Here is a 26,818-nt window from a genome sequence, read left to right on the forward strand (position 1 = left end):
CCGGGTGCCCGCCGTGGGTGCGTCCCTCCTCAGTCGCACTCCCGGATGCGGACGTTGAGCACGAGCGGTCGGTCCCAGCCGACCGGCACCTTGTCCAGCCCGGTCGTCGTCGCCGTCGCCCGGCACGCCTTCACCCGCCACGTCCAGGTGCAGGTGGGGCCGCCGTACTGGAAGCCCTGGGCCACGCAGCGCGTCACGTTTTCGATCTTCGCGTCCTGCGCGCCGGCCGCGACGAGCCACTCGTGCACCCGTTCGCCGAGGTCCACCGGGCACCGCCCCTGCGGGCAGGTGAACCGGTACACCTGCAGCGTCGCGTCGTCGCCCTCGACGAGGCCGTCGGAGGTGAAGCTGTGCGGCCGCCCCCAGTCCGCGAAGATCGCCCTTCGCTCGGCCATGTCCTGCCGGGGCGCCCACCAGCCCACGTACCCCGCGATGCCGCCACCGGCGCAGAGGCCCATCGCGAGCAGCCCGGCGAGCACCACGAAGAACGCCCGCAGCCCGGTGGACCGGCGCGGCGGCGCCGGGGCGGGCCCGGCCGCCGGAAGGGGGGTCGCCGCCGGGTACGCGACCGGCTGGCCGGCCGGCGGGTAGGGTCCGGCGGCGATCGGCGCGGACCCGGGAACTCCACCGGCGGCGGGCGACGGCGGGTACGGCGCGGCGACCGGCTGCGCCGCCGGCGGATACGGGTACGCGTGCGCCGGGGGTGCCGGCGGGTGCGGTCCGGCTGCCGTCGGCGGCTGGTGCGCCGGATGGCCCGGCCAGGACCCGGCCGGGCCGGGCGGGTACGGCGCGCCGGGCGGGCCCGCGGGAGGGGTCGGCGGGCGGGGCTGCCAGCCGGCCGCGCCGGAGGGGGAGTCGCTCACCGGCGAGATCCTAGGGGGACGACGTGTTTTTCGGGGGCCCCGCCCGCCGGACCACGGAGCGGCCGGGACGACGGGGCGCCAGGTCAGACGTCGTACGTCGCGCCGGCGCGGACCACCTCGAGCGGGCCGGCGTACGCCGCGCCGGCCGCCTCCACGGTCATCGCCTCGCTGCCCCAGGCGGCCACGAGGTGGGTCAGCAGCAGCCGGCCGACGGCCGCCTTGGTCGCCGCCTCGCCGGCCTCCCGGCCGGTCAGGTGCAGGTCCGGTGGGTTGTCCACGCCGTCGAGGTAGCTCGCCTCGCAGAGGAAGATGTCGGCGTCCTGGGCGAGCCGGAGCAGCGCGTCGCAGGGCGCGGTGTCCGAGGAGTAGCAGAGCACCCGGCCGCCGTGCTCCAGCCGGACGCCGTACGTCTCGACGGGGTGGTTGACCCGGTCGACGGTGACGCTGAACGGGCCGATGGGGAAGGTGCCGGGCTGGAGGGCGTAGAACTGGTAGACGTCCTCGACCGTGCTGTCCTCCTGCCCGTACGCGGCCGCCAGCCGGTCGGGCGCGCCGGACGGCGCGTAGACCGGCAGCGGCGGGTAGGGGCCGTCCGGGGCGTAGCGGCGGACCACCACGTAGGACGCGGCGTCGAGGATGTGGTCGCAGTGCAGGTGGGTCAGCAGGATGGCGTCGGGGGCGTGCAGCCCGGCGTAGCGCTGGAGGTTGGACAGCGACCCGGAGCCGAAGTCGACCAGGAGTCGGAAGCCGTCCGCCTCGACGAGGTAGGCAGAGCAGGGGGACTCGGGGCCGGGAAAACTGCCGGCGCAGCCCAGCACAGTCAGGCGCATCGAGCGGTCTCGCTGTCACGCTGCGTAGCGATCGCGCCGACGGTCGCTCTCTCGATGATCTTTACCGACGCGTGCGCCACGCTGCGCAGCCTACGCCGGCACGCGGGGCGGCAAGAGTCATCCACAGGAAGTTGTCACCAACGTGACACCCGCCCCGGGCCCGCCGCGCCACGCGCGGCCGGCGCGTGACGAGCCGAGACCCGACGGTAGCGCTGAGTGAGCAGGGGGCTCACCGTGGCCGGCAGCCGCCCGCAGGGCCACCGCGCGGGGCGGTGACCCTGCGGCGACGTCCTCAGGCCCAGAGCTGACCCTCCAGCGCCGCCTCGGCGTCGGCGAGGGTGCCGCCGTACGCGCCGGTGGAGAGGTATTTCCAGCCGCCGTCGGCGACCACGAACGCCACGTCGGCGCGGCGGCCGTCCCGGACCGCCTCGTGCGCCACCGCCAAGGCGGCGTGCAGGATCGCACCGGTGGAGAAGCCCGCGAAGATCCCCTCGACCTCCACCAGCTGCCGGGTCCGCAGCACGGCGTCCCGGGTGCCGACGGAGAAGCGCCGGGACAGCACGGTGGCGTCGTAGAGCTCCGGGACGTACCCCTCGTCGATGTTGCGCAGCCCGTAGACCAGCTCGCCGTACCGCGGCTCGGCCGCGACGACCTGGATCCCGTCGACCTTCTCGCGCAGGTAACGCCCGGTGCCCATCAGCGTCCCGGTGGTGCCGAGGCCGGCCACGAAGTGCGTGATGGTGGGCAGGTCGTGCAGCAGCTCGGGGCCGGTGGTCTCGTAGTGCGCCCGGGCGTTGGCCTCGTTGCCGTACTGGAAGAGCATCACCCAGTCGGGGTGCTCGGCCGCGATCTGCTTCGCCGTGGCCACCGCCTGGTTCGAGCCGCCCGCGGCCGGCGAGAAGATGATCTCCGCGCCGTACATCCGGAGCAGCTGCACCCGCTCGGTCGAGACGTTCTCCGGCATCACGCAGACCAGCCGGTAGCCGCGCAGCTTCGCCACCATGGCCAGGGAGATGCCGGTGTTGCCGCTGGTCGGCTCGAGGATGGTGTCGCCCGGGCGGAGCCGGCCGGCCTCCTCGGCCGCGCGGACCATGAACAGGGCCGCCCGGTCCTTGATGCTGCCCGTCGGGTTGCGGTCCTCGAGCTTGGCCCAGAGCCGCACCGGCGGCGCCCCCGCGGGCACCGTCGGGGAGAGCCGGGGCAGGCCCACCAGGGGCGTGCCCCCACAGGCGTCGAGGAGGCTGTCGTACCGCGTCATCGCGGCCGCCTCAGCCGGCGGCGACGGACGCGCGGTGGCCGGCGATCGCCGCGGCGGCGGCGAAGCCGAACGCGCCACCGGCGACGGCCGGCAGGATGGTCACGCTGTCGCCGTCGTTGAGCTTGGCGTCGAGCGCGCCGAGGAAGCGGACGTCCTCGTCGTTGACGTAGACGTTGACGAAGCGGTGCAGCGCCCCGGTGTCGGTGACCAGCCGGGCCCGGAGGCCGGCGTGCCGGGAGTCCAGGTCGGCGAGCAGGTCGCCGAGCGTGTCGCCGGCGCCCTCGACGACCTTCGCGCCGCCGGTGTAGCTACGCAGGATGGTGGGGATGCGAACCTCGATGGCCATGGTGTCGTGCTCCTCGGTGATGATCGGGTGTGCCGGAAGGTGACGGGACGTGGACGGGTGGTGCGGCGCTGGGTCAGCGGCCGGAACACTCGTAGTCGACCGTCGCCGGGCTCTGCCCGAACATGTAGGACTGCACGGCGTGCGGGTCCACCCCCGCGTCGAGGATGCGCACCGGCTCCTCGGTCACCACGCCGTCGACGATCCGGAAGGAGCGGATCTCCTCCGTGTCGGGCTCCCGGGTGGAGACCAGCAGGTAGTGCGCGCCCGGCTCGCCGGCGAAGGAGATGTCCGTCCGGGACGGGTAGGCCTCCGTGGCGGTGTGCGAGTGGTAGATGACGACAGGCTCCTCGTCCCGGTCGTCCATCTCGCGCCACACCCGCAACTGCTCCATCGAGTCGAACTCGTAGAACGTCATGGAGCGGGCGGCGTTGTCCATCGGGATGTGCCGGGTGGGGGTGTCGCTGCCGGCGGGACCGGCGACCACGCCGCACGCCTCGTCGGGGTGGTCCCGACGCGCGTGGGCGACGATCGCGTCGACGATCGACCGGTCGATGCTCAGCACGTGCTCCAGCCTAACGCGTACGGGGCACCAGCTTAAGGTGGTGCCGGTCACCCCTAGTCGATCAAGGCGTTGAGCAGGGACTCCTGGAGGTACCCGAGGTACGCGTAGACCGACAGTTGGAACACCCGGCTGGAGGTCGGGTCCTCGGCGACCGCGTCGTCGAGCTCCTCGCCGAGATCCGTGCCGTCCTTGATCTCCAGCCGTACGCCCATCGCCAACCGGGCGTCGTTGAGCGCCCGCAGCCACGCCTCGGCCGCCTCCGCGTCGAGGCGCACCTCGCCGCCGGCGGAGTCGGGCAGCGCGGCGAGGATCGCGCCGGCCTGGTCGATCTTGCCGGTCTTGAGGTCGCCCTCCGTGTAGCGGCGGAACTCGGCGGTGCCGGACGGGTCCTCCGGGTAGACGTCGGGGAAGAGCCGGCCGACCACCGGGTCGGAGTGGTCGAAGCCGTCGGTGAGCAGGCCGACCACCTCGGAGGCGACCTTGCGCAGCACCCGGACCTCGTCGACGGCGAAGGTGGCGACGTAGCGGTCGCCCTGGCGACGGAACATGCTCACGACCGGTCCACCGTCGCCCACAGCCCGTACGCGTGCAGCTGCGACGCGTCGTGCTCCATCCGCTCCCGGGCGCCGCTGGAGACGACGGCGCGCCCCTTGTGGTGCACGTCGAGCATGAGCTGCTCGGCCCTCTCCCGGCTGTAGCCGAAGAGCTTCTGGAACACCCAGGTCACGTAGGTCATGAGGTTGACCGGGTCGTCCCACACGATCGTCACCCACGGCCGGTCGGACGCCGGCACCTCATCGGTGTCCGGCGTCTCGACCGGTGCAACCTGCGGAGCCGCCATGCCCCCCATCGTGCCACCGGATCCGGCGAACCGAGGAACCGGAACGCCGGCCCGCCGTGGAACACCGCGTCCGGCCTGGCCGGGCGCGTCGGAGGCAGCCCGCGGCGGCCCCGGCGCGGGGCCGGCGGCGCGGACGACACGGTCGCCGTCAGGCGAGCAGGATGCCGTGGTCGACAGCATCGGAGAGCACCCCGTCCAGCGAGAGGCGGACCACCTCGAGCCGCCGGGACACCTCCCGGGACAGCTCCAGCTCGATCTCGCGCAGTGCGCGCTGGGCCCAGGCGCGGGCGGCGTTGGGATCGTGGTTGCCGGGGCTGCGCCAGTGCTGCCAGCAGCCGCCCGAGAGGGCCACCGCGACCGGCGGGAGCACCTCCTCGCGTTCGCCGCCCGGGCAGCTCGCCAGCGCGTCGGTGGCGCCGGCGCCGGTCAGCCCGGCCACGCCGCCGGTGCTGGTGACCAGCAGCACGCGGTCCAGCTCGTGGCCGGCCCGGTGGTCGGCCAGCCCCCAGCGCACCGCGAAGCAGAGGCGCCGGCGCACGCCTGCGGACAGCGGCGCGCCGAGGACGCGGCCGGCGGCCTCCTCGACGAGCCGGTGGACCGCGTGGTCGCACTGTGCGGTGGCCAGCAGCGACAGCGCCTCCATCTCCCGGTCGAGCAGCTGCGGCAGGCCGGCGCAGCCGACGCCGAAGACGATCTCCTGCACCACGCGCAGGTGGGCGTTGGCCAACTCCAGGGCGAGGTGCTGGCGGATGCGCTGGGCCCAGGAGCGGGCCTGGCCGTCGAGTCGCTCGGACCAGTCGCCCGGGTCGGCGGCCACCGGCACCCGGCCCTGCGCCCCGGGCAGCACCGGCGGGTCGGCGCTGGCCCGCCGCAGCCCCTCGTCGGCGGCCCAGCCCACCAGGGCCCGGCGCAGGTCCGCCCCGTCGCCGTCGGCGACCGCGAACCAGCGGGCGCGGGCGAGCCCCGGGACGGCGGCGAGCAGGGCTGCCCGGTGCGCCTCGACGGTGACCGCGACCGGATCCACCGGGGCCGGCGCGGAAGCCGACCCGACCGGCGCGACGGACGCCCCCGTGCCCTCCGTCGCCGCCGGGACCTCGGGCACCGGCGCCCAGCCGGCCGCGCCCGGGGTGACCGCGAAGAAGACCTCCACGCGGGCACGGGCCACCTCGGCGAGCAGGTTCAGCTCGACGGCGGTGAAGGCCTGGTCGGCGGCGGTGACGAAGAGCACCGCCCCGGCCCGGCCCGCCGCGTCGAGCAGCAGCCGGGTGCCGGCCGCCCCGAGGGCGCCCGTGTCCGGCGTGTCGACGAGGCTGAAGTGCCGCAGCAGCGGCTCGGGCACGCTCAGCTCGACTCGGCGCGGCGGACGGGCCAGCGCCGGGCCGGCGGCCAGCAGGTCGGCTCCGTACGAGTGCGGCTGGCGGTAGCCGGGCACGTAGGCGGCCCGGGTCGGCACCCGGGAGTGCCGGACCACCAGCCAGCTCCCGGCCGGCACGGTGAGCATGCCGGGATCCAGCCGGAGCACGCCGGCGAGCACCTCGGGCCGACCCGCGCCGGCCGGGCCGACGGCGACCACGGCCAGCGGTTCCTCCGGCCCCGGCTCGGTCACCCCGAGCCTGGTGGGCAGGGGACCGCGGTGGGGCAGCTTCGCGGCGCCGGCCATGTCATCGGGCACGTCGACCGCGGGGAGAGGACCGGGCTTCATTCGAGGGCGGCCTCCCGTGGCAGGCGACCGGCGGTGGCAGGCCGCGTGGAATCGTCCGGGTCACACCCCCGGATGCCGGAAAGACTACGGGCGACCAGGGCCCCTACCCGAACACCTCGGATACTTAGGAGTAATCACGGGATTACTCAACTTCGCTGCGTGACGATGCGGGCGCGGACGGATTTCGATGGATATGCTGCCTCGATGAGTCGGTGGAGTTTCGTCGGCAGAAGGGATGAGCTCAGCCGCCTGCTGTCGGCGGTGACCGGCGCGGAGGGGCGGGGCCTTCTCTTCAGCGGGAGCGCCGGCATCGGCAAGAGCCGTCTGCTGCGCGAGGGGGTGGCGGCGCTGCCCCGCGACGGGTACGCGGTGTGGTGGATCGCGGCCAGCGCCACCACCGCCGCGCTGCCGTTCGGCGGGCTGGTCCAGGTGCTCCCCGCCGAGCAGCCGCAGGGCCTGTCCCCCGCCGGCATCCTGCGCTGGGCGGTGGACGTGCTGCAACAGCAGGCGGCCGGCCGCCGGATCGTCCTCGCGATCGACGACGCGCACCTGCTCGACCCGCCCTCGGCCGCGCTGGTGCACCTGGTAGCCCGCGCGGAGAACGCCACGGTCATCGGCACGCTGCGCGACAGCGAGCAGCTCCCGCTGCCCATCCGCGCGCTGTGGACCGACGACCTCGTCGACCACGTCGAGCTGAACCCGCTGGCACCGGCCGAGACCACCCGGCTGCTCTCCGAGATGCTCGACGGCCCGGTCGACGCCACCTCCGCCGACCGGCTGGGCCGGCTCTCGGCGGGCAACCCGCTGCTGCTGCGCGAGCTGGTGTTCGCCGCCGACCGCGGGGAGCTGACCCGCACGTACGGGGTCTGGAAGTGGACCGGCCGGCTGGAGCTGGCGCCCAACCTGACCGACCTGATCGACACCCGGATCGGGCAGCTCACCCCGGGCGTACGCGCGGTGGTCGAGCTGGTCGCCTTCGGCGAGCCGCTCGGCCTGCACCTGCTCAACCAGGCCGTGGACCCGGCAGACGTGGAGTACGCCGAGGAGCGCGGGCTGATCGTCGTGGTGCGCGACGACCGGCGCGCCAACGTGCGGCTGGCGCACCCGCTCTACGGCGAGGTGATGCGCCGCCGCTGCCCGGTCAGCCGGACCCGCCGCCTGGAGGCCCGCCTCGCCGAGCTGCTGGAGCAGATCGGCAAGCGACGCCGCGACGACCTGCTCCGGGTGGCGGTCTGGCGGCTCGACTCCGGCACCGCCCAGGACCCGACCCTGCTGCTCGACGCGGCCGGGCAGGCGTTCGCCCGCTACGACGTACCGCTGGCGACCCGGCTGGCCCGCGCGGCGCTCGACGCCGGCGGCGGGTTCGACGCCGCGGAGCTGCTGGCCACCATCCTGATGTTCGCCGACCGGCCGGAGGAGGCGATCGCGGTCCTCGACGCGGTCTCCGCGGAGATCCACGGCGACCGGCGGCTCAGCCGCTGGCTGACCGTGCGGGGCATGGTCAGCTACTGGGGCCTGAGCCGGGAGTCCACGGTGGAGGAGATCGCGGCCCGCGGCTCGACGCTGGAGGACTCCGCCGACCAGGCCCGGGTGCTGGCCTTCGAGGGCATCATGCGGCTGCACCGGATGGACACCGGCCTCGCGCTGCGGCTCGGGCAGACGGTGCTGGACCGGCCGGCCGCCAGCGTCTCCGCCCGGGAGCTGGCCCGCAGCACCATCGCCTACCTCCAGGCGGCGCAGGGGCAGCTGCACCGCAGCGCCGCCGCGATCGACCAGGTGCAGGCCGAGGCGGGCCGCTGGCGGGCCGACATGCCGTACCTGCAACTGGCCCTGGAGCTGGCCCGGGGCACCCGGCTGGCGCTCGCCGGCGACCTGGCCGGAATCGACGCGATCGTGGCCGACGAGTTCGCCGACCTGGCCGGTGCCGGGGACTTCCGGCTCGGCACCGGCTACCTGGCCATCCTCCAGGCGTACGCGGCTCGGCTGCGCGGCCAGAGCGACGCGGCGCTGCGGACCAGTCTCGAGGCGTGCGCGGTGCTCGCGACCAGCCGGGTCTACGCCGGCCTGGCCCAGGCCGAACGGGCCCAGGCGGCGGCCCTGCGCGGCGACGCCGCGCAGGCGGCCGAGGCGATGGCGGAGGCCGACCGCACCCACGCCCCGGGCATGGCCGTGCTGTACCCGTGGCTGGAGCAGGCGCGCGGCGCGGTGCTCGCCGCCGGCGGCGACGTTCCCGGCGCCGCCAAGCACCTCGTCCAGCTCGCCGACCGGCTCCGGACGGACGGTTTCGCCGGTCACGAGGTGCACGTGCTGTACGAGCTGGTCCGGCTGGACCGGGCGACCGCCCCGGTCGGCCCGACCTGTTCCGACGGCAGCCGGCGCACGGTCGCGCAGCGGCTGGCGGAGCTCTCCGAACGGGTCGACGGGCTGCTGCCGCCGCTGCTGGCCCGGCACGCCCGCGCCGCCGCGGCGGGCTCCGCCGACGACCTGCTGGGGGTGGCCGACGGCTTCGAGGCGCTGGACCTGGCCGTCTACGCGGCGGAGGCGACCGCCGCCGCCCTGGACCGGCTGCGCCGACAGCGGTCCCCGGCGGCGGGCGCGGCCCGGGAACGCCTGGCCGCGCTGCTCGGCCGCTGCGACCTGATCCGCACGCCGGCGTTGCAGGCCGGGGCGCCCGCGCTGAGCGAGCGCGAGTGGCAGGTGGCCCGGCTCGCGGCGGACGGGGTGACCAGCCGGGTCATCGCGGAGCGGCTCTATCTCTCCGCCCGCACGGTGGAGAACCACCTGCAACGGATCTACAGCAAGCTCGGCGTGACCGGCCGGGCCGAGCTGCGGGCCGCGCTGCGGGCGATCCCGGGCCACGAGGGCGGCCTGGCGGAGTGAACTCTAGGCTGGGGCGGTGAGCACCCTTCGCCCCGCGCTGCTGACCGACCACTACGAGCTGACGATGGTCAGTGCCGCCCTGCGCGACGGCACCGCCGACCGCCGCTGCGTCTTCGAGGTGTTCAACCGCCGGCTGCCCGCCGGCCGCCGCTACGGGGTGGTCGCCGGCACCGGCCGGCTGGTCGAGATGATCCGCGACTTCCGCTTCGACGCCGACGAGATCGACTTCCTGCGCCGCACCGGGGTGGTCGACGAGCGGGCCGCCGACTGGCTGCGCGACTACCGCTTCACCGGCGACGTCGACGGCTACGCCGAGGGCGAGCTGTGCTTCCCCGGCTCGCCGATCCTCACCGTCTCCGGCGGCTTCGCCGAGTGCGTCGTGCTGGAGACGCTGGTCCTCTCGGTGCTGAACTACGACAGCGCGGTGGCGGCGGCCGCCGCGCGGATGGTCACCGCGGCGCGCGGCCGGACGCTGATCGAGATGGGCTCCCGGCGGGCGCACGAGGAGGCGGCCGTGGCCGCGGCGCGGGCCGCGTACCTGGCCGGGTTCCGGTTCACCTCCAACCTCGCCGCCGGGCAGCGGTACGGCATCCCGACCGCCGGCACCGCCGCGCACGCGTTCACCCTGCTGCACGACGACGAGCGGGCCGCGTTCGCCTCGCAGGTCGCCACGTTCGGCAAGGAGACCACGCTGCTGGTCGACACGTACGACATCAGTGAGGGCATCCGCAACGCGATCGCGGTGGCCGGGCCCGACCTGCGGGCCGTCCGGATCGACTCGGGCGACCTCGCCGTGATCGCCCAGCAGTCCCGCGAGCTGCTCGACTCGCTCGGCGCCACCGAGACCAAGATCATCGTCTCCGGCGACCTCGACGAGTACGCCATCGCCGCGCTCGCCGCCGAGCCCGTCGACATGTACGGCGCGGGCACCGCCGTCGTCACCGGCTCCGGCGCGCCCACCGCGGGGCTCGTCTACAAGCTGGTCGAGGTCGACGGCCGGGCGGTGGTCAAGCGCTCCGAGCGCAAGGGCACCATCGGCGGCCGGAAGGTGGCCGTACGCCGGCACAAGCCGACCGGCACCGCCACCGAGGAGGTCATCGTCCCGCAGGGCGTGCCCGACCGGCAGCCCAACGACCGGCTGCTGCAGCGGCCGTTCCTGGTCGGGGGCGAGCCGGTGGACCTGCCGACCCTGGACGAGTCGCGGGAGCACCTGCGGCAGTGCCTCATCTCGATCCCCTGGGAGGGGCTGAAGCTCTCCGGTGGCGACCCCGCCATCCCCGTCACTGTCGTACCGGCCGACTGAAAGGAGCCCTCCAGTGGGCAACGCGCTGATCATCGTGGACGTGCAGAACGACTTCTGCGAGGGCGGCTCGCTGGCCGTGGGCGGCGGGGCCGGCGTGGCGGCCGGCATCACCCGACTGCTCGCGGCCGAGCCGGGCCGCTGGGACCGCGTGGTGGCGACGAAGGACTACCACGTCGACCCGGGCGCGCACTTCGGCGACCCGCCGGACTTCATCGACTCCTGGCCCCGGCACTGCGTGGTGGGCACGCCCGGCTCCGAGTTCCACCCGGAGCTGGCGACCGACCGGATCGAGGCGATCTTCCACAAGGGCGAGCACGCGGCGGCGTACTCGGGCTTCGAGGGGCACGCCGACGACGGCGAGTGCCTGGCCGACTGGCTGCGCCGGCACGGGGTGGACACGGTCGAGCTGGTCGGCATCGCGACCGACCACTGCGTCCGGGCCACCGCCCTGGACGCCGCCCGGGAGGGCTTCGCCACCACCGTGCTGCTGGACCTGACCGCCGCCGTCGCCCCGGCGACCACCGACGTGGCGCTGCGGGCGATGGAGGGCGCCGGAGTCACCCTGCGCGGGGAGCCTGTGATCAGGGCCGCATGAGGCGGTAAATCGTTGGCGGGTGTCGTACCCCGGGCCGAGGATGTCCGGCGGAGGTACGCACCGACATGAACCTGAAGCCTTACCGGGAGGCGCTCGCCCTGCCCGGTCTCCGGTCGTTGCTGCTGGTGTCGGTGCTCGCCCGCGTCCCGCTCACCGCGACCGGGGTGACCCTGACGTTCTACGTCGTGCTCGACCTCGGGCGCGGCTACGGGGCGGCCGGGCTCGTCGGCGCGGCCATCACCGTGGGCGCCGCCATCGGCGGCCCGCTGCTCGGCCGGCTGGTCGACCGGCGCGGCCTGCGGCCGGTGCTCGTGCTGACCGGGATCGCCGAGGCGCTCTTCTGGTCCACCGCCCCGATGCTGCCCTACCCGCTGCTGCTGCCGGCCGCGTTCCTGGCCGGCTCGCTGGCCCTGCCGATCTTCTCGGTCGTCCGGCAGTCCATCGCGGCGATGGTGCCGCCGGAGCGGCGCCGCCCCGCGTACGCGCTGGACTCGATGTCGGTGGAGCTGTCGTTCATGGTCGGCCCGGCGCTGGCCGTGGCGGCGGTCACCGCGATCTCCGCCCGGACGACCCTCTATCTGGTCGGCGCCGGGATCGTCGCCTCCGGCATCGCGTTCTGGCTGCTGAACCCGCCCGTCCGGGGCGGCGGTGAGCCGACCGGGCCGCAGCCGAGGGTGCCCCGTCGGGCGTGGCTCACCCCGCGGCTGCTCGCCGTGCTGGCGATCAGCGCCGCCGGCACGCTGGTGCTCGGCGGCACCGACGTGGCCGTGGTCGCCGTGCTCCGGGAGAGCGGCGACGTCGGGTGGACGGGCGCCGTACTCGCCGTGTGGGCGGTCGCCTCGCTGGTGGGCGGCTTCGCGTACGGAGCCGTCAGCCGTTCCTTCTCGCCCCTGGCCCTGATGGCCGCGCTCAGCCTCTGCACCATCCCGGTCGGGCTGGGCGGGGCGCACTGGTGGCTGCTCTGCCTGGCGCTGATCCCGGCCGGGGCGCTCTGCGCGCCGACCCTCGCGGCCACCGCCGACGCGGTGAGCCGGCTCGTTCCCGCGTCCGTCCGCGGCGAGGCGATGGGCCTGCACGGCTCGGCGGTCACCGTCGGCATCGCGGTGGGCGCCCCGCTCGCCGGCGCCGTGATCGACGCCTCCGCCCCGGCCTGGGGCTTCGCGGTCACCGGCGCGATCGGCGCGCTGGTGGCGCTGGCCGTGCTCCCGATCGAGCTGCGTCGCCGCCGCGCCACCACCCCGGCCACCCCCGAATCCGAGCCCGAGCTGGCCCCGCTCGCCGCCACCTGACCCCGCCCTCGCCGACATCCCTGCCCTGCCGTAGGTGGCGTGGGCGGCGTGGGCTTCCGGCGCAGCGGTTCGTGGTTGCTCGGTGCTGGGCGGTGCGGCACGTCGCGGCCCCACCGTTCGGCCGGCCGCCGGCACGTCGGGCAGTTCGTCGACCAGGCCGGTGCCTTCTGGACGCCTCGGGGGTCCGGCTACGGGCCGTCGGACGGGATGCCCACCGGCGGCCAGCGCCGAAATCGGCGTCGACGCGCCTGACGTCCATCCGGCCGGGGCCGCCCCGATCCCGTCAGTGGATCGGTGCGGCCGGCCGGCGTCCCGGCCCGCCTGCCCGGTCCCGCCGCCGGCCGGCGCCGCGGACCCGTACCGCTCTCCGCGCCCCGGTCGGAAGGCGACCGGACGGCGTCACCCCCGACAACGGCGACGGGCGCCGCCCCTTGTGGGGGCGGCGCCCGTCGTACGTGGTGCGTGAGCGTCAGCGGCGGTCGACGTTGGAGGCGACGTCCTCCTGGTAGCTCGCGCCGCCGTCGGACTCGCTGGTCAGCGGCTTGGCGCCGCCCTCCGGCGGGCCGGCCAGCGTCTGCCCGGCGGCCAGCTCGGGGAACTTGAGGTCGAACGCCGGCCGCTCGGAGCGGATCCGCGGCATCCGGTCGAAGTTCCGCAGCGGAGGCGGCGAGCTGGTCGCCCACTCCAGCGAGTTGCCGTGGCCCCACGGGTCGTCGACCTCGACGACCGGCCCGGCCTTGTACGACTTCCAGCAGTTCCAGATGAACGGCAGCGTCGAGATACCGGTGAGGAACGCGCCGATCGTGGAGATCATGTTGAGGTTGGTGAACCCGTCCTCGGGCAGGTAGTCGGCGTACCGACGCGGCATGCCCTCGTTGCCCAGCCAGTGCTGCACCAGGAACGTGGTGTGGAAGCCGATCATGGTCAGCCAGAAGTGCACCTTGCCCAGCCGCTCGTCGAGCATCCGGCCGAACATCTTCGGGAACCAGAAGTAGATGCCGGCGAAGACGGCGAACACGATCGTGCCGAAGAGCACGTAGTGGAAGTGCGCCACCACGAAGTACGAGTCGTGCAGGTGGAAGTCGAGCGGCGGGCTGGCCAGCAGCACGCCGGTGAGACCACCGAAGAGGAACGTCACCAGGAAGCCGATCGAGAAGAGCATCGGCGTCTCGAAGCTGACCTGGCCCCGCCACATGGTGCCGATCCAGTTGAAGAACTTCATACCGGTCGGCACGGCGATCAGGTAGCTCAGGAAGCTGAAGAAGGGCAGCAGCACCTGGCCGGTGGCGAACATGTGGTGCGCCCAGACGCTCATCGACAGCGCGGCGATGGCGATGGTCGCGGCGACCAGGCCCTTGTAGCCGAAGATCGGCTTGCGGGAGAAGACCGGGATGATCTCGCTGATGATGCCGAAGAACGGCAGCGCGATGATGTACACCTCGGGGTGACCGAAGAACCAGAACAGGTGCTGGTAGAGCATCGGCCCGCCGGTCGCCGGGTCGTAGACGTGGGAGCCCATGATGCGGTCCGCGGCCAGCGCCATCAGCGCGGCGGCCAGCAGCGGGAAGACCAGGATCACCAGGAGGCTGGTGACCAGCATGTTCCAGGTGAAGATCGGCATCCGGAACATCGTCATGCCGGGCGCGCGCAGGGTCAGGATCGTGGTGATCAGGTTGACCGCGCCGAGGATCGAGCCCAGACCGGAGATGACCAGGCCGATCACCCACAGGTTGCCGCCGACGCCCGGGGAGTGCTCGACGCCGCTCAGCGGCGCGTACGCGGTCCAGCCGAAGTCGGCGGCCCCGCCCGGGGTGATGAAGCCGACCATCGTCATCGAGCCGCCGAAGAGGAACAGCCAGTAGGCGAAGCTGTTCAGCCGGGGGAACGACACGTCCGGCGCGCCGATCTGCAGCGGCACGATGTAGTTCGCGAAGGCGAACACGATCGGCGTCGCGAAGAACAGCAGCATGACCGTGCCATGCATGGTGAAGAGCTGGTTGTACTGCTCGGGCGACAGGAACTGCAGCCCGGGTCGGGCCAGCTCGGCCCGCATGATCAGGGCCATCAGGCCGCCGATCATGAAGAACACGAACGCGGTGACCATGTACATGATCCCGATCTGCTTCGCGTCCGTGGTCCGCAGCAGCCGCGCGATGGCCGACCCCTTGACCGGCGCTCGGACCGGCCAGGGCCGGGTCACGACCGGCTTGGGTGCGACGGTGGTCACGAGTGGCCTCCGGTTCTGGGTTGTCCCGCTCGGCACGCGCTGGTTATCTGCGGGCCGTCATCCGCAAGGAGGATAGTCCCCGGCAGGTGGCTGCGCCGCGTGGGGTGGTCGGGTAACCTGCGCCACCCGCTCTGGTGGGCGGCTCGCCGCGATCTACAGCGGGCCGAGCAGCAGTCGGTAGTGCTCGCCGAAGATCCGCCCGCCGCGCCCGCGCAGCAGCGGGTCGCGCAGCGCCGGCGGCACGTCCCGGGTCCGGTTGCGGTCGCGGGTCCGGTCCCGCACCCATCGCGTACGGGGGCGACGACGACTCTCGTACGCGGCCAGCGCGGCCTCGACGTCGCCGGCCGCCCGGAGCGACTCGGCGAGCACGACGGCGTCCTCCAGTGCCATCGCCGCGCCCTGGGACAGCGTCGGGGCGGTGGCGTGCGCGGCGTCGCCGACGAGCAGCACCCGCCCCCGGGACCAGCGCCCCAGCTCCACCTCCTCGGTGACCCCGACGTGCACCCGGTCCAGCACCTCCAGCACCTCCGGCACCGGCCCGCCGTAGTCGCCGAACAGCTCGCGCAGCCGGGCCAGCGGGTCGGCCGGCGCGACCGCGCCGGCCTCGTCGGCGTAGCAGTGCAGCCGCCCGGCGCCGAGCGGCACGGCCAGGAAGCCGGCGCGCTGGCCGAGCAGGGCGGTCCACTCCGCGATCCGGGGGCCGCCGCGCACCACGCTGCGGTAGACGACCTGGCCGGCGGGCTGGGGCGGGCCGCCGAGCGCGGCGAGGGCACGGACGGTGGAGCGCAGCCCGTCGGCGCCGATCACCAGGTCGTACTCGGTGGCGGTGCCGTCGACGAAGGTGACGCCGACCGACCGCGGCAGCAGGTCGAGGGTGCGCACCTCGACGCCGTGCCGGACGGCGCCGCCGGCCCCGGTGAGCAGCACCCGGTGCAGTTCCGACCGGGGCAGGGCCCGGCACTCCCCGACGCCGGCCCAGAGCGCGTCCAGGTCCACCTCGCACAGCGGCGCCCCGGCCGCGTCGAGGAACCGCTGGCGGTGGATGACCTGCCCGAGCGGGCGGACCGGCCCGTCGAGGTCCAGTCGGCGCAGCGCCCGGGCGGCGTTGCCGGGCAGGTAGAGGCCGGTCTCGGCGTTCTCGCCCGGGGGCAACCTCTCGGTGACGTCGGGCCGGAGGCCCACCATCCGTAGCGCCCGGGCCACGGACAGGCCGGCGATGCCCGCGCCGACGACGAGGATGCGCAGGGAGAAGCCACCCATGGTGGTGTACGCCTCCGGAGGGGTGCGGAACGCGTTGGAGGCAAGACACTACTCGGCGCAATCGGCACACACCAGAGTCAATCGTTCCACTCCGAAACATTCCTCGGCGGGCCGATCCCGTTGCGCGGTGGACCGCCTGCCCACCGCGGGGCCCGGGCGTGGCAAACCTCACCTACCTCTCGAATGCCCCGGGCCCGTTCCGCAGGGCAGATCACCAACACCGGGTCGAGCGCGGTCAACGGCTGGACGCTCGCCCACACCCTGCCCGCCTCCTGAGCACCGCGCGCGGACGCGCGACGTCCGCCAGGCCACCCCGGGAACCTGGCGGACGTCGTTACGGATCGGACCGGCGGTCAGACCCGGGTGAGTCGGACGGCGTCGGCGATGACGAGGCCGCTGGCGGAGCTCCACCGGCTGACGGCGACCCGGTTGGCGTCGCCGGCCGGCAGGGTGAAGGTGCCGAGGGTGCGCCACTGCCCGCCGGTGGCCCGCTGGTCGACGATGACCGTGCGGTTGCCGGTGGTGGTGGAGATGATGTACGGCGCGGCGGCGTTGTAGCCCGCGTTGGCCGGCCACCAGGCGTCGACCTGGTAGTTCGCGGTCGCCGGGACGTTGAACTTGTACCAGGCGGCGTCGCTGGCGGCGACGGGGTCCGCGAAGCGGTAGTCGGCCCCGTAGCGCTGGCCCGAGTACGTCGAGGTGCCCCAGCTGGAACTGGCGGTGAACCGGCCGGCGGTGGAGTTGTCCACCACGGAACTCCAGGTGGTGCCACCCGCCATCTTCGCGGCGACGTCGGAGCGCATCTTGTTCAGGTCGATGAACGACGGGTCGATCTTGCCGGTGGTGCTCGTCTCCCGGTGCCCGCGCGCGTAGCTGGAGTCCCGGCCCAACCGCTTGAGCACAGCCGCGGTGGCGGCGATCGACGCGTTGTACTGCGCCGCCGTCATCTGCTGGCTGACCCCGTTGTAGTCGATCTCCCAGCCGATCATCAGGGTGTTGCCGTCCCCGGCCGGGATCGGCCCGCTGCCGCCGCTGACGCCCGCGTGGTTGCAGCGGCCGGCGGAGATGACGTGGAAGACGCCGTGGTAGTCGACCAGGGCCTGGCAGAGCGGGCCGGGCAGGTCGGAGCGGCCGTTGATGCAGACGTTGAGCGCCGGGTGCGGGTTGGTGGCGCTGGAGGTCGCGGCGGTGTGGTGCCAGAGCACGCCGATCGGGTTGAAGTCGCCCGGGCGCATCCGGTTGAGCCAGTCGCCCTCGACGACGACCTGGACGCCCGCCCCCCGCAGGACGTCCACCAGCCAGGGAATGGTGGCCATCAGGACTCCCCGAACAGGTCGGCGAGGCACTCGGCCTTCGGCGCGGCGATCGGCGCGGCGCTGGCCGCGGCGGGCTTGGCGGCGACGACCACCGCGGTGGCCGCCAGGGCCGACATGCCCAGGAGCCTGCGGCGGCGCAGGCGGGCGGGTCGTGGCGCGTTCATGGGGGCTCCTTCAGCGAGGGCGGAGGGGTTCCGACTGACCGATGAACTGGTGACGCGCACGCTATATCGTCACGAGCATCTATGTCGATACCCTTCATCGTCCCTATCCGGGCTGAAGGAATTTGGCAACGCCGAACGCTGTCCGGGCCCCGCCGACCCCGCGACCAAGGGTCGCCGAGGGGGCTGTCAGGGGTTGCCGAGGGCGTCGATGTCGCGCATCTCCTCGGCGGTGAGCGAGAAGTGGAAGATGTCGGCGTTGGCGCGGATCCGGTCCGGGGTCACCGACTTGGGGATGACCACGATCTCGTGGTCGACGTGCCAGCGGAGCACCACCTGGGCCGGGGAGACGTCGTGCGCGGCGGCGATCCGGGTCAGCACCGGGTCGGCGAGGTCACTGGTCTTGAACGGGCTGTAACCCTCCAGCACCACGCCCCGGTCCCGGTGCTCCCGGTGCCGCTGCCGGTCGTACAGCGACGGGCTCCACCGGATCTGGTTGACCGCCGGGTTCTCCTCCGTCGCCTGGATCAGCTCGTCGATCTCGGCGGTGCTGTAGTTGCTCACCCCCACCGCCCGCGCGAGCCCCTCGTCCCGGGCGGCGAGCATCTCCCGCCACATCGGGATGCTGTCGCCCGGGTTCGACGGCGGCCAGTGCACCAGCCACAGGTCGACGCAGTCGGTGCCGAGCGCGGTCAGGCTCGCCTCGAGGGTCTCCCGCTCCCGGCCGACCCGGTCCGGCGGCAGCTTCGTGGTGACGAAGACGTCCTCACGGCGCAGCCCGCTCTCCTGTACCGCCCGGCCGACCTCCTCCTCGTTGCCGTACATGGTGGCGGTGTCGACGTGCCGGTAGCCGGCGTCCAGCGCGGCGAGCACGGCTTCGTACCCGGCCCGGCCGGTGGCCTGCCACGTGCCGAAGCCGAGCAGAGGCATCCGCACCTCGCCCGGGAGCGGAACCGTCGGCTGCTCCTGGTGGTCCATGCCGACGGGTCTACCCGTGCTGACCCCCGACATGCTCCGCCGATCCGGACAACCGGGCGCCCAGCGGGCCGACGCGGTTTGCCGGAGAATGCGGGAGTGGCTGACCGGCTGGAGGAGTACCGGCGCAAACGGGACGCGGCGCGCACCCCGGAGCCGGTGCCGAAGCGGCCCCCACGGCGGAAGAAGCCGGCCGAGGGGACGGCCCGGTTCGTCATCCAGCAGCACCACGCCCGCAGCCTGCACTGGGACCTGCGGCTGGAGCACGAGGGCGTACTGGCCTCCTGGGCGGTGCCGCGCGGGCTGCCCCGCGACACCGGCCGCAACCACCTCGCCGTGCACACCGAGGATCACCCGATGGAATACCTGGACTTCCACGGCGAGATCCCGGCGGGCGAGTACGGCGGCGGCCGGATGACCATCCACGACCGGGGCACGTACCGCTGCGAGAAGTGGCGCGACGACGAGGTCATCGTCGTGCTCAACGGGGAGCGCACCGCCGGGCGGTACGTGCTCTTCGCCACCGGCGGCAAGGGTGGCCGGGACTGGATGGTCCGGCGCACCGACCCGCCGCCAGAGGGCTGGACGAGCATGCCGGAGCTGGTCCGCCCGATGCGTCCCACGCCGGCGGCGAAGCTGCCGAGGGACCAGGCGGAGTGGGGCTACGAGCTGCGCTGGGACGGGGTGCGCGCGGTCGCGTACGTCTCCGGGGGACGCCTGCGGCTGCTCTCCGAGGACGACGAGGACATCTCCGGGACGTACCCATGGCTGCGCGAGATGGCCGAGGAGCTGGCCCCGGCGGAGGCTGTGCTGGACGGCGTCCTGGTCCGCATCGACACCGCCGGGAGGGTACGCCCCGCCCGCGGCGGACGCCGGACCCCGGACGCGCAGTACCTGATCTTCGACCTGCTCTGGCTGGAGGGCGTGACCAGCACAGACCTGCCGTACGCGCAGCGCCGGGAGCTGCTCGACGGTCTGGCGCTCGCCGGCCCGCACTGGCAAACTCCGCCCTGGTTCCCCGGTGCCGGCCCCGAGGCGCTGCGGACCGGGCGGGAGCAGGGGCTGCCCGGGGTGGTGGCGAAGCGGCTGGACTCGGCCTACGAGCCCGGCCGCCGCAGCCGGCGCTGGCTGAGCATCGACGCGGGCTGAGAAACGGGGCGGCCGGAAGCCGGGACACGAGCGGGACCACGATCCGCGACACGAGTCGAGACGGCGAGGAGCAGCGTGTACCTGACCCACCTGGAGTGCCCGCGCTGCGGGCGGGAGCACGACGCCGGCAAGCTGGTCAACCTCTGCGACTGTGGCTCGCCGCTGCTGGCCCGCTACGACCTGGCCGCGGTGGCGAAGGTGCTCACCCCCGAGCGGTTCCCGCTGCGCCCGGCCGACCTCTGGCGCTACCGGGAGCTGCTGCCGGTGGCCGACCCGCGGCACACGACCACGCTGGGCGAGGGCTGGACGCCGCTGCTGCGTACCCCGGCCTACGGCGCGGAGATCGGCATCCCGGACCTGCTGGTCAAGGACGAGGGGCTGACGCCGACCGGCTCGTTCAAGGCGCGCGGCGCGGCGGTGGGCGTCAGCCGGGCCCGCGAGCTGGGCGTGGAGCGGATCGCCATGCCGACCAACGGCAACGCGGGCGCGGCCTGGGCGACGTACGCCGCGCGGGCCGGGCTGGGCGCGACCATCGTCATGCCGCTGTCCGCGCCGGCCGTCTGCCGGCGGGAGTGCGTGGCCGCCGGAGCCGACCTGCGCCTGGTCGACGGGCTGATCGGTGACGCCGGCCGGCACGTCGCGCGGCTGGTCGCCGACTCCGGCGGCGCGGTCTTCGACGCCGGCACGCTGCGCGAGCCGTACCGGCTCGAGGGCAAGAAGACGATGGGGTACGAGATCGTCGAACAGCTCGGCTGGCAGGTGCCGGACGTGATCGTCTATCCCACCGGGGGCGGGGTCGGCCTCATCGGCATCCACAAGGCGCTGCACGAGCTGCGCGAGCTGGGCTGGATCGAGGACAGGCTGCCCCGCCTGGTCGCGGTGCAGTCGACCGGCTGCGCCCCGATCGTCCGGGCCTTCGCCGCCGGTGAGGAGCGGGCGCGGCCCTGGGCCGACGCGCACACCGTGGCGTTCGGCATCACCGTACCCACCCCGCTCGGCGACGAGCTGATCCTCGACGCGCTGCGGGCCAGCGCCGGCACCGCGATCGCGGTCGACGACGCCGAGATCCTGGCCGACCTGCGGGACTTCGCGGCGCGGGAGGGGCTGCTGCTCTGCCCGGAGGGGGCCGCCTGCCTGACCGCCGCCCGGCACCTGCGCGCCGGCGGCTGGATCCGGGCCGGCGAGCGGGTGGTGGTGCTCAACACCGGGTCCGGGCTGAAGTACCCGGAGACCGTGGACGTCGCCGACGTGCCGGTGCTGCCGGCCTGACGGGTCGCGCCTTCCTCACCGCCGTCAGTCCGTGGTGGGGTCGGTGAGGCGCCAGGCGGCGCTGACCAGGCCGATGTGCGACAGCGCCTGCGGGGTGTTGCCGAGCTGCGCGCCCGTACGCGGGTCGATCTGCTCGCTGAACAGGCCGACGTCGTTGGCGTGCCCGAGCACCCGCTCGAAGAGCGCCTCGGCGCGCCCCCGCTCGCCGGCCATCACCAGGCACTCCACCAGCCAGAACGAGCAGAGCAGGAAGCCGGCCGGGTCGGTGCCCCAGCGCCGGAGGAGACCGTCGCCGGCGTCCAGCTCTCGCTCGACCGCCTCGATGGTGGCGCGCATCCGCGGGTCGGTCGCCGGCAGGAAGTGCACCAACGGCAGCAGCAGCGCGGAGGCGTCCAGCTCGGGCGAGCCGAACGCCCCCGTGTACGCGCCGACCCGCTCGTCCCAGCCCTCGCGCAGCACGGCGGCCCGGATCTCGTCGCGGATGCCCGCCCAGCGCCGCGGGTCGGCCCGGTCGCCGAGCCGGGGCGCGAGCCGCACCGCCCGGTCGATCGCCACCCAGCACAGCACCTTCGACGACAGGTAGTGCCGGTCGGCGTCCCGGGTCTCCCAGATCCCCCGGTCGGGCAGGTGCCAGGTGGCCGCCACCTGCTCGGTCAGGCCGAGCACCATCTCGCGCAGTTCCTCGTCGAACGTCTCGCCCAGGTGGTCCCGCAACCGCCAGACCGCCGAGATCACCTCGCCCGGCACGTCGAGCTGGCGCTGCCGCCAGGCGTCGTTGCCGACCCGGACCGGCAGGCTGTCGGCGTAGCCGCGCAGGTGGTGGCACTCGTACTCGGAGATGTCCCGCTCCCCCTCCAGCCCGAAGAGCACCGGCACGGGAGCGGGGCCGATCCGGCCGATCGACCGGGCCGCCCAGGCGAAGAGGCGGGACGCCTCCGACGGGCACGCGGCCACCCAGAGGGCGCGCATGGTCATCGCGAAGTCGCGCAGCCACGAGTAGCGGTAGTCGTAGTTGCGGTCGCCGCCGGTCCGCTCCGGCAGCGACGTGGTCAGGGCCGCGGCGACCGCGCCGCTGCGGGCGTACGTGAGGCCGGTGAGCACGGTCGCGCTGTGCCGGACCTGGCCCGGGTAGCGGCCGTCGTAGTGGTGCGCCTCCCGGTACGCCTGCCACGCCCGCACCGTCTCGGCGAGCGCGGTCACCGGGTCCAGCCGGACCGGCGCCGCCCCGTACGCCCGCCCGTACGCCACGTCGAAGCCGACCACCTGCCCGGCGGCGACCTCGAAGTCCTGCCGGACGCGGTCCCGCTCGACGGTCAGCGGGAGCCCGCCGGCGCGCAGGCTCAGCACTACCGGGCCGGCCGCGGCGAGCACCCCGCCGTCGGGCCGCTCGTGCAGGTAGGGGGTGAGCAGGCCGTACTCCGGGCGGGGGCGGAAGTCCAGCGACATCCGCACCCGCCCGGTCAGCCCCTCGACCACCCGCAGCAGCACCGCCGGCGAGTTCATCCCCAGCTCGTGGCCCCGGGCGCCGAGTTCGGCGGCGAGCGCGTCGGTGACCGCCACGCTGCCCTCCGGGGTGTGGTGCACGGTGCGCAGCACCAGCGTGTCGGCGAGGTACGCCCGCTCTGTCCGGTGCCCGGGCAGCCCGGCCGCGACGGGCGCCAGCCGCCAGTGGCCGGCTGTCGGGTCGAGCAGCCGGCCGAAGACCGACGGGGCGTCGAACCGGTCGGGGCACCACCAGTCGATCGATCCGTCCCGGCCGACCAGTGCGCCCGAGCGGCAGTCGGAGAGGAATCCGTAGTCGGAGATCGCCGGCTGGTCCACCCGCTGCGGGTACCCCGTTCGGCCCGCCTCAGACAGCCCCGCCGGGGCACGGGGTCAGGAGGTGGGCGGCTCGTCCTCGCCGGCCTCCTCCGCCACGTCGGCCTCCTCCTTCGTCCGGTGCACCGCCTGGTCGGCGTGCTCCGGCGGACCGTAGACGGTGTAGAGCACCAGCGGGTTCGGGCCGGTGTTGACGAAGTTGTGCTTCGTACCGGCCGGCACCACCACCAGGTCGCCCTGGACGACCTCGCGCTTCTCCCCCGCCACCCGGGCCTCGCCGGTGCCGCTGACGAAGGTGAGAATCTGGTCGATGTCCTCGTGGACCTCCTCGCCGATCTCGCCACCCGGCGGGATCGTCATGATCACCAGCTGGGTGTGCTCACCGGTCCACAGCACCCGCCGGAAATCCGGGCTCTTCTCGGCGACGGTCGCGATCGTGTAATGCTCCATGCCGACGCACATACCCGCTCGGGCGCGACGCCACGCCGAGACGTGCAGATGGTGGAATTCCCCACTGATCCCAGGTTTGGTGCCTCCGTGGGCGGGGATCGAGACAGGGACGGGCGCACGGCGCCGGTCGAGCCAGGTCCCCGCTGACGTACTGCCGTACGGCTGCGGTGGTGGGAGACGGCCAGAGCGCGGCGACGTTCCGATCCCGAGGGGTCTGAGCGGCGCCGCGCGCTCGTGTCCCGCGCCAGGGCGGCGGAGCGCCGTCGTCGCGCGCTCCTCGATGGCGGTGGCGCGCTCAGTCGTCGTCCGCGGCCGCCACGGGCTCCCGGCCGACGCAGCGCACCTTCAGCTCGAACTCGCCGGCCGGGCCGGCGAACGCGACCTCCACGTCGTCGTCCGGCCCCCGGTCGACGTCGGAGACGCGGTAACCCTGCGCCGGCGCCCAGGAGACCAGCCGCACCCCGTCCGGCCCGCACTCGGCCACGGCCGTGCCGCCCGCCGTGACGAAGGCCCGGCGCTCGCCGTGCGGAGCGGAGCCGGTCGGTGCCGGCGACGACGGCCCCGCGCCGGAAATGGTCGGTGCCGGCGACGACGGCCCCGCGCCGGTGGCGGTCGACTCGGGCGAGGCCAGGGCGCGCTCGACCTCCTCCTGGCTCAGCACGACGCCGCCCGGGGTGCCGGCGATGCTCTCCCCCACCCACCGGATCGCGGCCACCCCGATCAGGGTGGCGACGGCGGCGGTGGCCAGCCAACCGGCGACAGCGAGGAACGAACGGCGGCGCATCCACCGAGTGTCCCCGATCCCGGGTTGGGCCGAGCCCTGGCCGAGGCTAAGGGACGGTTAAGGACCCGGGCCGGCGCGTCCGGCGGCGGCTACCCTGCCCCCTGTGGCCCGCCTGCTGCTCATCGAGGACGACCTGACGATCCGTACGCCGCTGCTGCGGGCGCTGCGCGAACGGGGGCACGCGGTGGCCGCCGCCTCGACGGCGATGGCCGGCCTGCGCGACGCGCTGGACGACCGGCCCGACCTCGTCGTGCTGGACCTGGGCCTGCCCGACCTGGACGGCCGGGAGCTGCTGCGGATGCTGCGCGCCGTCAGCGTCGTGCCGGTGATCGTGGCCACCGCCCGCGACGACGAGACCGAGATCGTCCGGGTGCTCGACGCCGGGGCCGACGACTACGTGGTGAAGCCGTTCACGGCGGCGCAGCTCGACGCGCGGATCCGGGCGGTGCTCCGGCGCGGGGCGGGGTCCGTCCCCGAGGACCCGGCGCTGGTCGTCGGCGGGCTGCGGGTGGACCCGAGGTCGCGGCAGGTCACCCTGGACGGCGAGCCCGTCGAGCTGACGCCGCGCGAGTTCGACCTGCTGCACCACCTCGCCGGCCGGCCGGGCCAGGTGGTCACGAAACGGGAGCTGCTCGCCGAGGTGTGGCAGATCCCGTACGGCGGCGCCGACAAGACCGTGGACGTGCACCTGTCCTGGCTGCGCCGCAAGCTCGGGGAGAGCGCCCAGGCGCCCCGCTACCTGCACACGGTGCGGGGCGTCGGGGTGCGGCTCGAAGCGCCCGGGAGCGCCGGATGAGGGCGCGGCTGGCCCTGCTGGTCGCCGCGGTCAGCGTGCTCACCCTGGTCGCCTTCCTGGTGCCGCTGGCGCTGCTGGTGCGGACCGTCGCCGAGGACCGGGCCACGGTGCGGGCCACGGCCGACGCGCAGAGCCTCGTCACCGTCGTCGGCACCGCCGACACCGCGACGATCCGGTTGACGGTGGAGCAACTGGCCGCGGAGTCCGACCGTCCGGTCAGCGTCTTCCTGCCCGACGGCACCGTGCTCGGCACCCCGGCCCCGCGGACGCCCGCGGTGGCGCTGGCGGCGCGGGGGCGGAGCCTCACCGCGGAGTCGGGGCGGGGACGCGAGGTGGTGATCGCGGTGCAGGGCCGCCCCGACGGCACCGGGGTGATCCGCACGGTGGTCCCGCCCGAGGAGCTGACCGCCGGGGTGACCCGCTCCTGGCTGGTCCTGGCCCTGCTCGGCGTGTTGCTGGTGCTGATCGGGCTGGCCGTCGCCGACCGGCTGGCCCGCACCCTGGTCCGGCCGATCGGTGAGCTCTCCGCGGTGTCGCACCGGCTGGCGAACGCCGAACTGGACGCGCGCGTCACGCCCGCCGGGCCGCCGGAGCTGCGTGAGGTGGCCGGCGCCCTCAACCACCTCGCCGGTCGGATCCAGGTGCTGCTGGCGCAGGAGCGGGAGGAGGTCGCCGACCTGTCACACCGCCTGCGCACCCCGCTGACCGCGCTGCGGCTGGAGGCCGAGTCGCTGCGCGACCCGGAGGACGCGGCCCGGGTGACCGCGGCGGTGGACGGGCTGGAGCGGGCGGTCACCGGCCTGATCCGGCAGGCCCGCTGGCGGGCGCCGACAGCCGGGGCGGCCAGCGCGGACGCGGCCACGGTGGTGGCCGAACGGGTCGCGTTCTGGTCCGTGCTGGCCGAGGACACGGGGCGCGCGGTCACGCTGGACCTGGCGCCGGGACCGCTGCCGGTGGGCGTGCCCGCCGACGAGTTGGCGGCGGCCGTGGACGCCCTGCTCGGCAACGTCTTCGCGCACACCCCGGACGGCACGGCGTTCGCCGTCCGGCTGACGGCCGGGGCGGGCCGGGCCGTGCTGACCGTGGCGGACGAGGGGCCGGGCATCGCGCCCGACACCGTCGACCGGGGCGCCAGCACCGCCGGTTCCACGGGACTCGGCCTGGACATCGCCCGGCGCGCCGCCGAGGCCGCCGGCGGCCGCCTCACCCTGCACACCGCGCCCTCCGGCGGCGCCGAGGTACGCCTCGAACTCGGCCCGCCGACGCCCTGACCGGGCAGCTCGCGCCGCGTCGGGCGGGGCGGTCGGGGTCCCGGCGACCGGACGCGGCGACCGGACGCGGCGACCTTAACCCGGGCTTAGCGTTCGGGCAGCGTGCCGCTATCCGGCCGGGCGCGATCCTCGTGGTCAGGAACCGAGGAAAGGCGAACCGAGATGAAGCGCAACCCCCTGATCCTGGCGTCGGTCGGCGGCATGGCCGTGCTCGCCGTAGCCGGCGCGGCCCTCGGCGTCGCGGCTGCCGACAGCGGTCCCGCCCAGGCGACCACCCTGACCGCCGCCACGACCGCCCCGACCACTGCCGCGACCCCGGACGACAACGCGACCAGCGCCCCGGCGACCGGCGGCACCTCGGCGGCCCCCGGCACGCCGTCGGGCAGCGGAGCCCCGGCGACCGGCGGGGACGCCGTCAGCGAGCAGCGGGCCCGCGAGATCGCGCTTGCCCGGGCGGGCGGCGGCCAGGTCGTCGAGATCGAGGCCGAGCAGGAGCACGGCCGGCCCGTGTGGAGCGTGGAGATCGTCGCCGGGCAGACCGAGCACGAGATCGACGTCGACCGGGAGAACGGCGCCGTGGTCAAGGCCGAGCAGGAGCCCGTCGACGACGATGACGACGACGACCGCGACGATGACGACGACTCCGACGACGACTGACCCCGGTGCCGCCGCCTCCCACGTCAGGGGGGCGGCGGCGGCGTCGGCCGGCCGGGTCGCGTCCGGACCTGCCGTCAACGGCGGACGGCGGCATCAGGCGTTCCGCGTACGGCGTCGGGCGTGCCGCGGACGGCGTGAGACGTCGGGCGTCCGGTGGCGGGCGTCGGCGGACGGCGTTCCGGGGCGTACAAGGGCGGGCCGATCGACCCTGTGACC

General features: G+C 74.6%; 25 protein-coding genes. 9 read left to right on the forward strand and 16 right to left on the reverse strand.

The annotated features are described in order from the left end of the window. Positions 1 to 29: 29 nt before the first annotated feature. The 8 genes from ABZ793_RS19860 to ABZ793_RS19895 all read right to left on the reverse strand — a co-directional run bounded on the left by ABZ793_RS19860 (position 30) and on the right by ABZ793_RS19895 (position 6,402). A complete protein-coding gene (locus ABZ793_RS19860) occupies positions 30 to 863 on the reverse strand; it encodes a hypothetical protein (protein WP_357459179.1) in 834 nt (277 codons plus the stop codon). A gap of 83 nt (positions 864 to 946) precedes the next feature. Then, positions 947 to 1,693 (reverse strand): MBL fold metallo-hydrolase, encoded by a 747-nt coding sequence (locus ABZ793_RS19865; RefSeq protein WP_357459182.1) that lies wholly within the window; start codon positions 1,691 to 1,693, stop codon positions 947 to 949. A gap of 292 nt (positions 1,694 to 1,985) precedes the next feature. Then, positions 1,986 to 2,951 (reverse strand): pyridoxal-phosphate dependent enzyme, encoded by a 966-nt coding sequence (locus ABZ793_RS19870; protein ID WP_350702866.1) that lies wholly within the window; start codon positions 2,949 to 2,951, stop codon positions 1,986 to 1,988. 10 nt (positions 2,952 to 2,961) lie between these two features. Further along, entirely contained in the window at positions 2,962 to 3,297 is a 336-nt protein-coding gene (locus ABZ793_RS19875) for a MoaD family protein (RefSeq protein WP_350702868.1), read from the reverse strand. Between the two features lie 73 nt (positions 3,298 to 3,370). Continuing rightward, positions 3,371 to 3,859 carry a M67 family metallopeptidase gene (locus tag ABZ793_RS19880; RefSeq protein WP_350676806.1) on the reverse strand — a complete coding sequence of 163 codons (489 nt, stop codon included), beginning with the start codon at positions 3,857 to 3,859 and terminating at the stop codon, positions 3,371 to 3,373. A gap of 53 nt (positions 3,860 to 3,912) precedes the next feature. Then, positions 3,913 to 4,407: a DUF2017 domain-containing protein gene (locus ABZ793_RS19885; protein WP_176737528.1), complete on the reverse strand. Its 495-nt coding sequence runs from the start codon at positions 4,405 to 4,407 to the stop codon at positions 3,913 to 3,915. Positions 4,408 to 4,409: 2 nt separating this feature from the next. Then, positions 4,410 to 4,700: an ATP-dependent Clp protease adapter ClpS gene (gene clpS / locus ABZ793_RS19890; protein ID WP_350702872.1), complete on the reverse strand. Its 291-nt coding sequence runs from the start codon at positions 4,698 to 4,700 to the stop codon at positions 4,410 to 4,412. A gap of 148 nt (positions 4,701 to 4,848) precedes the next feature. Next, complete coding sequence (locus ABZ793_RS19895; RefSeq protein WP_357459187.1) at positions 4,849 to 6,402, reverse strand: hypothetical protein; 1,554 nt, start codon at positions 6,400 to 6,402, stop codon at positions 4,849 to 4,851. Between the two features lie 204 nt (positions 6,403 to 6,606). On the opposite strand from ABZ793_RS19895, the gene ABZ793_RS19900 reads away from it, so the two are divergent. The 4 genes from ABZ793_RS19900 to ABZ793_RS19915 all read left to right on the forward strand — a co-directional run bounded on the left by ABZ793_RS19900 (position 6,607) and on the right by ABZ793_RS19915 (position 12,469). Then, positions 6,607 to 9,282: a LuxR C-terminal-related transcriptional regulator gene (locus ABZ793_RS19900; protein ID WP_357459190.1), complete on the forward strand. Its 2,676-nt coding sequence runs from the start codon at positions 6,607 to 6,609 to the stop codon at positions 9,280 to 9,282. Between the two features lie 16 nt (positions 9,283 to 9,298). Next, positions 9,299 to 10,585: a nicotinate phosphoribosyltransferase gene (locus ABZ793_RS19905; RefSeq protein ID WP_357459193.1), complete on the forward strand. Its 1,287-nt coding sequence runs from the start codon at positions 9,299 to 9,301 to the stop codon at positions 10,583 to 10,585. 13 nt (positions 10,586 to 10,598) lie between these two features. Then, positions 10,599 to 11,180: an isochorismatase family protein gene (locus tag ABZ793_RS19910; protein WP_357459195.1), complete on the forward strand. Its 582-nt coding sequence runs from the start codon at positions 10,599 to 10,601 to the stop codon at positions 11,178 to 11,180. A gap of 65 nt (positions 11,181 to 11,245) precedes the next feature. Next, positions 11,246 to 12,469: an MFS transporter gene (locus tag ABZ793_RS19915; protein WP_357459198.1), complete on the forward strand. Its 1,224-nt coding sequence runs from the start codon at positions 11,246 to 11,248 to the stop codon at positions 12,467 to 12,469. Positions 12,470 to 12,938: 469 nt separating this feature from the next. Here ABZ793_RS19915 and ctaD read toward each other — a convergent pair whose 3' ends face one another. The 5 genes from ctaD to ABZ793_RS19940 all read right to left on the reverse strand — a co-directional run bounded on the left by ctaD (position 12,939) and on the right by ABZ793_RS19940 (position 18,411). Further along, complete coding sequence (gene ctaD, locus ABZ793_RS19920; RefSeq protein WP_357459202.1) at positions 12,939 to 14,696, reverse strand: cytochrome c oxidase subunit I; 1,758 nt, start codon at positions 14,694 to 14,696, stop codon at positions 12,939 to 12,941. Positions 14,697 to 14,849: 153 nt separating this feature from the next. Beyond that, complete coding sequence (locus ABZ793_RS19925; protein WP_357459205.1) at positions 14,850 to 15,956, reverse strand: FAD-dependent monooxygenase; 1,107 nt, start codon at positions 15,954 to 15,956, stop codon at positions 14,850 to 14,852. A gap of 353 nt (positions 15,957 to 16,309) precedes the next feature. After that, positions 16,310 to 17,272: an N-acetylmuramoyl-L-alanine amidase gene (locus ABZ793_RS19930; RefSeq protein ID WP_357459208.1), complete on the reverse strand. Its 963-nt coding sequence runs from the start codon at positions 17,270 to 17,272 to the stop codon at positions 16,310 to 16,312. Further along, a complete protein-coding gene (locus tag ABZ793_RS19935; RefSeq protein WP_357459210.1) occupies positions 17,272 to 17,436 on the reverse strand; it encodes a hypothetical protein in 165 nt (54 codons plus the stop codon). Before ABZ793_RS19935 ends, ABZ793_RS19930 begins: the two co-directional genes overlap by 1 nt. A gap of 186 nt (positions 17,437 to 17,622) precedes the next feature. Next, complete coding sequence (locus ABZ793_RS19940) at positions 17,623 to 18,411, reverse strand: aldo/keto reductase (protein WP_357459213.1); 789 nt, start codon at positions 18,409 to 18,411, stop codon at positions 17,623 to 17,625. Positions 18,412 to 18,507: 96 nt separating this feature from the next. On the opposite strand from ABZ793_RS19940, the gene ABZ793_RS19945 reads away from it, so the two are divergent. Both ABZ793_RS19945 and ABZ793_RS19950 read left to right on the forward strand, forming a co-directional pair. Next, a complete protein-coding gene (locus ABZ793_RS19945; protein WP_357459215.1) occupies positions 18,508 to 19,557 on the forward strand; it encodes a DNA polymerase ligase N-terminal domain-containing protein in 1,050 nt (349 codons plus the stop codon). Between the two features lie 75 nt (positions 19,558 to 19,632). Continuing rightward, complete coding sequence (locus ABZ793_RS19950) at positions 19,633 to 20,826, forward strand: threonine synthase (protein ID WP_357459218.1); 1,194 nt, start codon at positions 19,633 to 19,635, stop codon at positions 20,824 to 20,826. A gap of 24 nt (positions 20,827 to 20,850) precedes the next feature. Here ABZ793_RS19950 and ABZ793_RS19955 read toward each other — a convergent pair whose 3' ends face one another. The 3 genes from ABZ793_RS19955 to ABZ793_RS19965 form a co-directional block, all read right to left on the reverse strand. Continuing rightward, complete coding sequence (locus ABZ793_RS19955) at positions 20,851 to 22,647, reverse strand: glycoside hydrolase family 15 protein (RefSeq protein WP_357459221.1); 1,797 nt, start codon at positions 22,645 to 22,647, stop codon at positions 20,851 to 20,853. A gap of 54 nt (positions 22,648 to 22,701) precedes the next feature. Further along, the gene (locus tag ABZ793_RS19960; RefSeq protein ID WP_357459225.1) at positions 22,702 to 23,106 is read right to left on the reverse strand and encodes a cupin domain-containing protein; all 405 of its coding nucleotides are present in this window, start codon (positions 23,104 to 23,106) and stop codon (positions 22,702 to 22,704) included. Between the two features lie 283 nt (positions 23,107 to 23,389). Continuing rightward, a complete protein-coding gene (locus ABZ793_RS19965; RefSeq protein WP_357459227.1) occupies positions 23,390 to 23,878 on the reverse strand; it encodes a septum formation initiator in 489 nt (162 codons plus the stop codon). Positions 23,879 to 23,981: 103 nt separating this feature from the next. On the opposite strand from ABZ793_RS19965, the gene ABZ793_RS19970 reads away from it, so the two are divergent. The 3 genes from ABZ793_RS19970 to ABZ793_RS19980 all read left to right on the forward strand — a co-directional run bounded on the left by ABZ793_RS19970 (position 23,982) and on the right by ABZ793_RS19980 (position 26,602). Further along, the gene (locus ABZ793_RS19970; RefSeq protein ID WP_350676845.1) at positions 23,982 to 24,674 is read left to right on the forward strand and encodes a response regulator transcription factor; all 693 of its coding nucleotides are present in this window, start codon (positions 23,982 to 23,984) and stop codon (positions 24,672 to 24,674) included. After that, a complete protein-coding gene (locus tag ABZ793_RS19975; protein ID WP_357459230.1) occupies positions 24,671 to 25,945 on the forward strand; it encodes a HAMP domain-containing sensor histidine kinase in 1,275 nt (424 codons plus the stop codon). Before ABZ793_RS19970 ends, ABZ793_RS19975 begins: the two co-directional genes overlap by 4 nt. 162 nt (positions 25,946 to 26,107) lie before the next feature. After that, positions 26,108 to 26,602: a PepSY domain-containing protein gene (locus ABZ793_RS19980; protein WP_357459233.1), complete on the forward strand. Its 495-nt coding sequence runs from the start codon at positions 26,108 to 26,110 to the stop codon at positions 26,600 to 26,602. Positions 26,603 to 26,818: the final 216 nt, after the last annotated feature.

The organism is Micromonospora sp. NPDC047465 (genome assembly GCF_040643125.1).
GTDB lineage: Bacteria > Actinomycetota > Actinomycetes > Mycobacteriales > Micromonosporaceae > Micromonospora.

Bases quoted from the DNA above. Each gene is read 5' to 3' on its own strand.
- ABZ793_RS19965 (WP_357459227.1), bottom strand. From the start codon at position 23,878: ATGCGCCGCCGTTCGTTCCTCGCTGTCGCCGGTTGGCTGGCCACCGCC.
- ABZ793_RS19960 (WP_357459225.1), bottom strand. From the start codon at position 23,106: ATGTGCGTCGGCATGGAGCATTACACGATCGCGACCGTCGCCGAGAAG.
- ABZ793_RS19930 (WP_357459208.1), bottom strand. From the start codon at position 17,272: ATGGCCACCATTCCCTGGCTGGTGGACGTCCTGCGGGGGGCGGGCGTC.
- ABZ793_RS19885 (WP_176737528.1), bottom strand. From the start codon at position 4,407: ATGTTCCGTCGCCAGGGCGACCGCTACGTCGCCACCTTCGCCGTCGAC.
- ABZ793_RS19875 (WP_350702868.1), bottom strand. From the start codon at position 3,297: ATGGCCATCGAGGTTCGCATCCCCACCATCCTGCGTAGCTACACCGGC.
- ABZ793_RS19900 (WP_357459190.1), top strand. From the start codon at position 6,607: ATGAGTCGGTGGAGTTTCGTCGGCAGAAGGGATGAGCTCAGCCGCCTG.
- ABZ793_RS19940 (WP_357459213.1), bottom strand. From the start codon at position 18,411: ATGGACCACCAGGAGCAGCCGACGGTTCCGCTCCCGGGCGAGGTGCGG.
- ABZ793_RS19935 (WP_357459210.1), bottom strand. From the start codon at position 17,436: ATGAACGCGCCACGACCCGCCCGCCTGCGCCGCCGCAGGCTCCTGGGC.
- ABZ793_RS19925 (WP_357459205.1), bottom strand. From the start codon at position 15,956: ATGGGTGGCTTCTCCCTGCGCATCCTCGTCGTCGGCGCGGGCATCGCC.
- ABZ793_RS19915 (WP_357459198.1), top strand. From the start codon at position 11,246: ATGAACCTGAAGCCTTACCGGGAGGCGCTCGCCCTGCCCGGTCTCCGG.
- clpS (WP_350702872.1), bottom strand. From the start codon at position 4,700: ATGGCGGCTCCGCAGGTTGCACCGGTCGAGACGCCGGACACCGATGAG.
- ABZ793_RS19865 (WP_357459182.1), bottom strand. From the start codon at position 1,693: ATGCGCCTGACTGTGCTGGGCTGCGCCGGCAGTTTTCCCGGCCCCGAG.
- ABZ793_RS19870 (WP_350702866.1), bottom strand. From the start codon at position 2,951: ATGACGCGGTACGACAGCCTCCTCGACGCCTGTGGGGGCACGCCCCTG.
- ABZ793_RS19975 (WP_357459230.1), top strand. From the start codon at position 24,671: ATGAGGGCGCGGCTGGCCCTGCTGGTCGCCGCGGTCAGCGTGCTCACC.
- ABZ793_RS19895 (WP_357459187.1), bottom strand. From the start codon at position 6,402: ATGAAGCCCGGTCCTCTCCCCGCGGTCGACGTGCCCGATGACATGGCC.
- ABZ793_RS19980 (WP_357459233.1), top strand. From the start codon at position 26,108: ATGAAGCGCAACCCCCTGATCCTGGCGTCGGTCGGCGGCATGGCCGTG.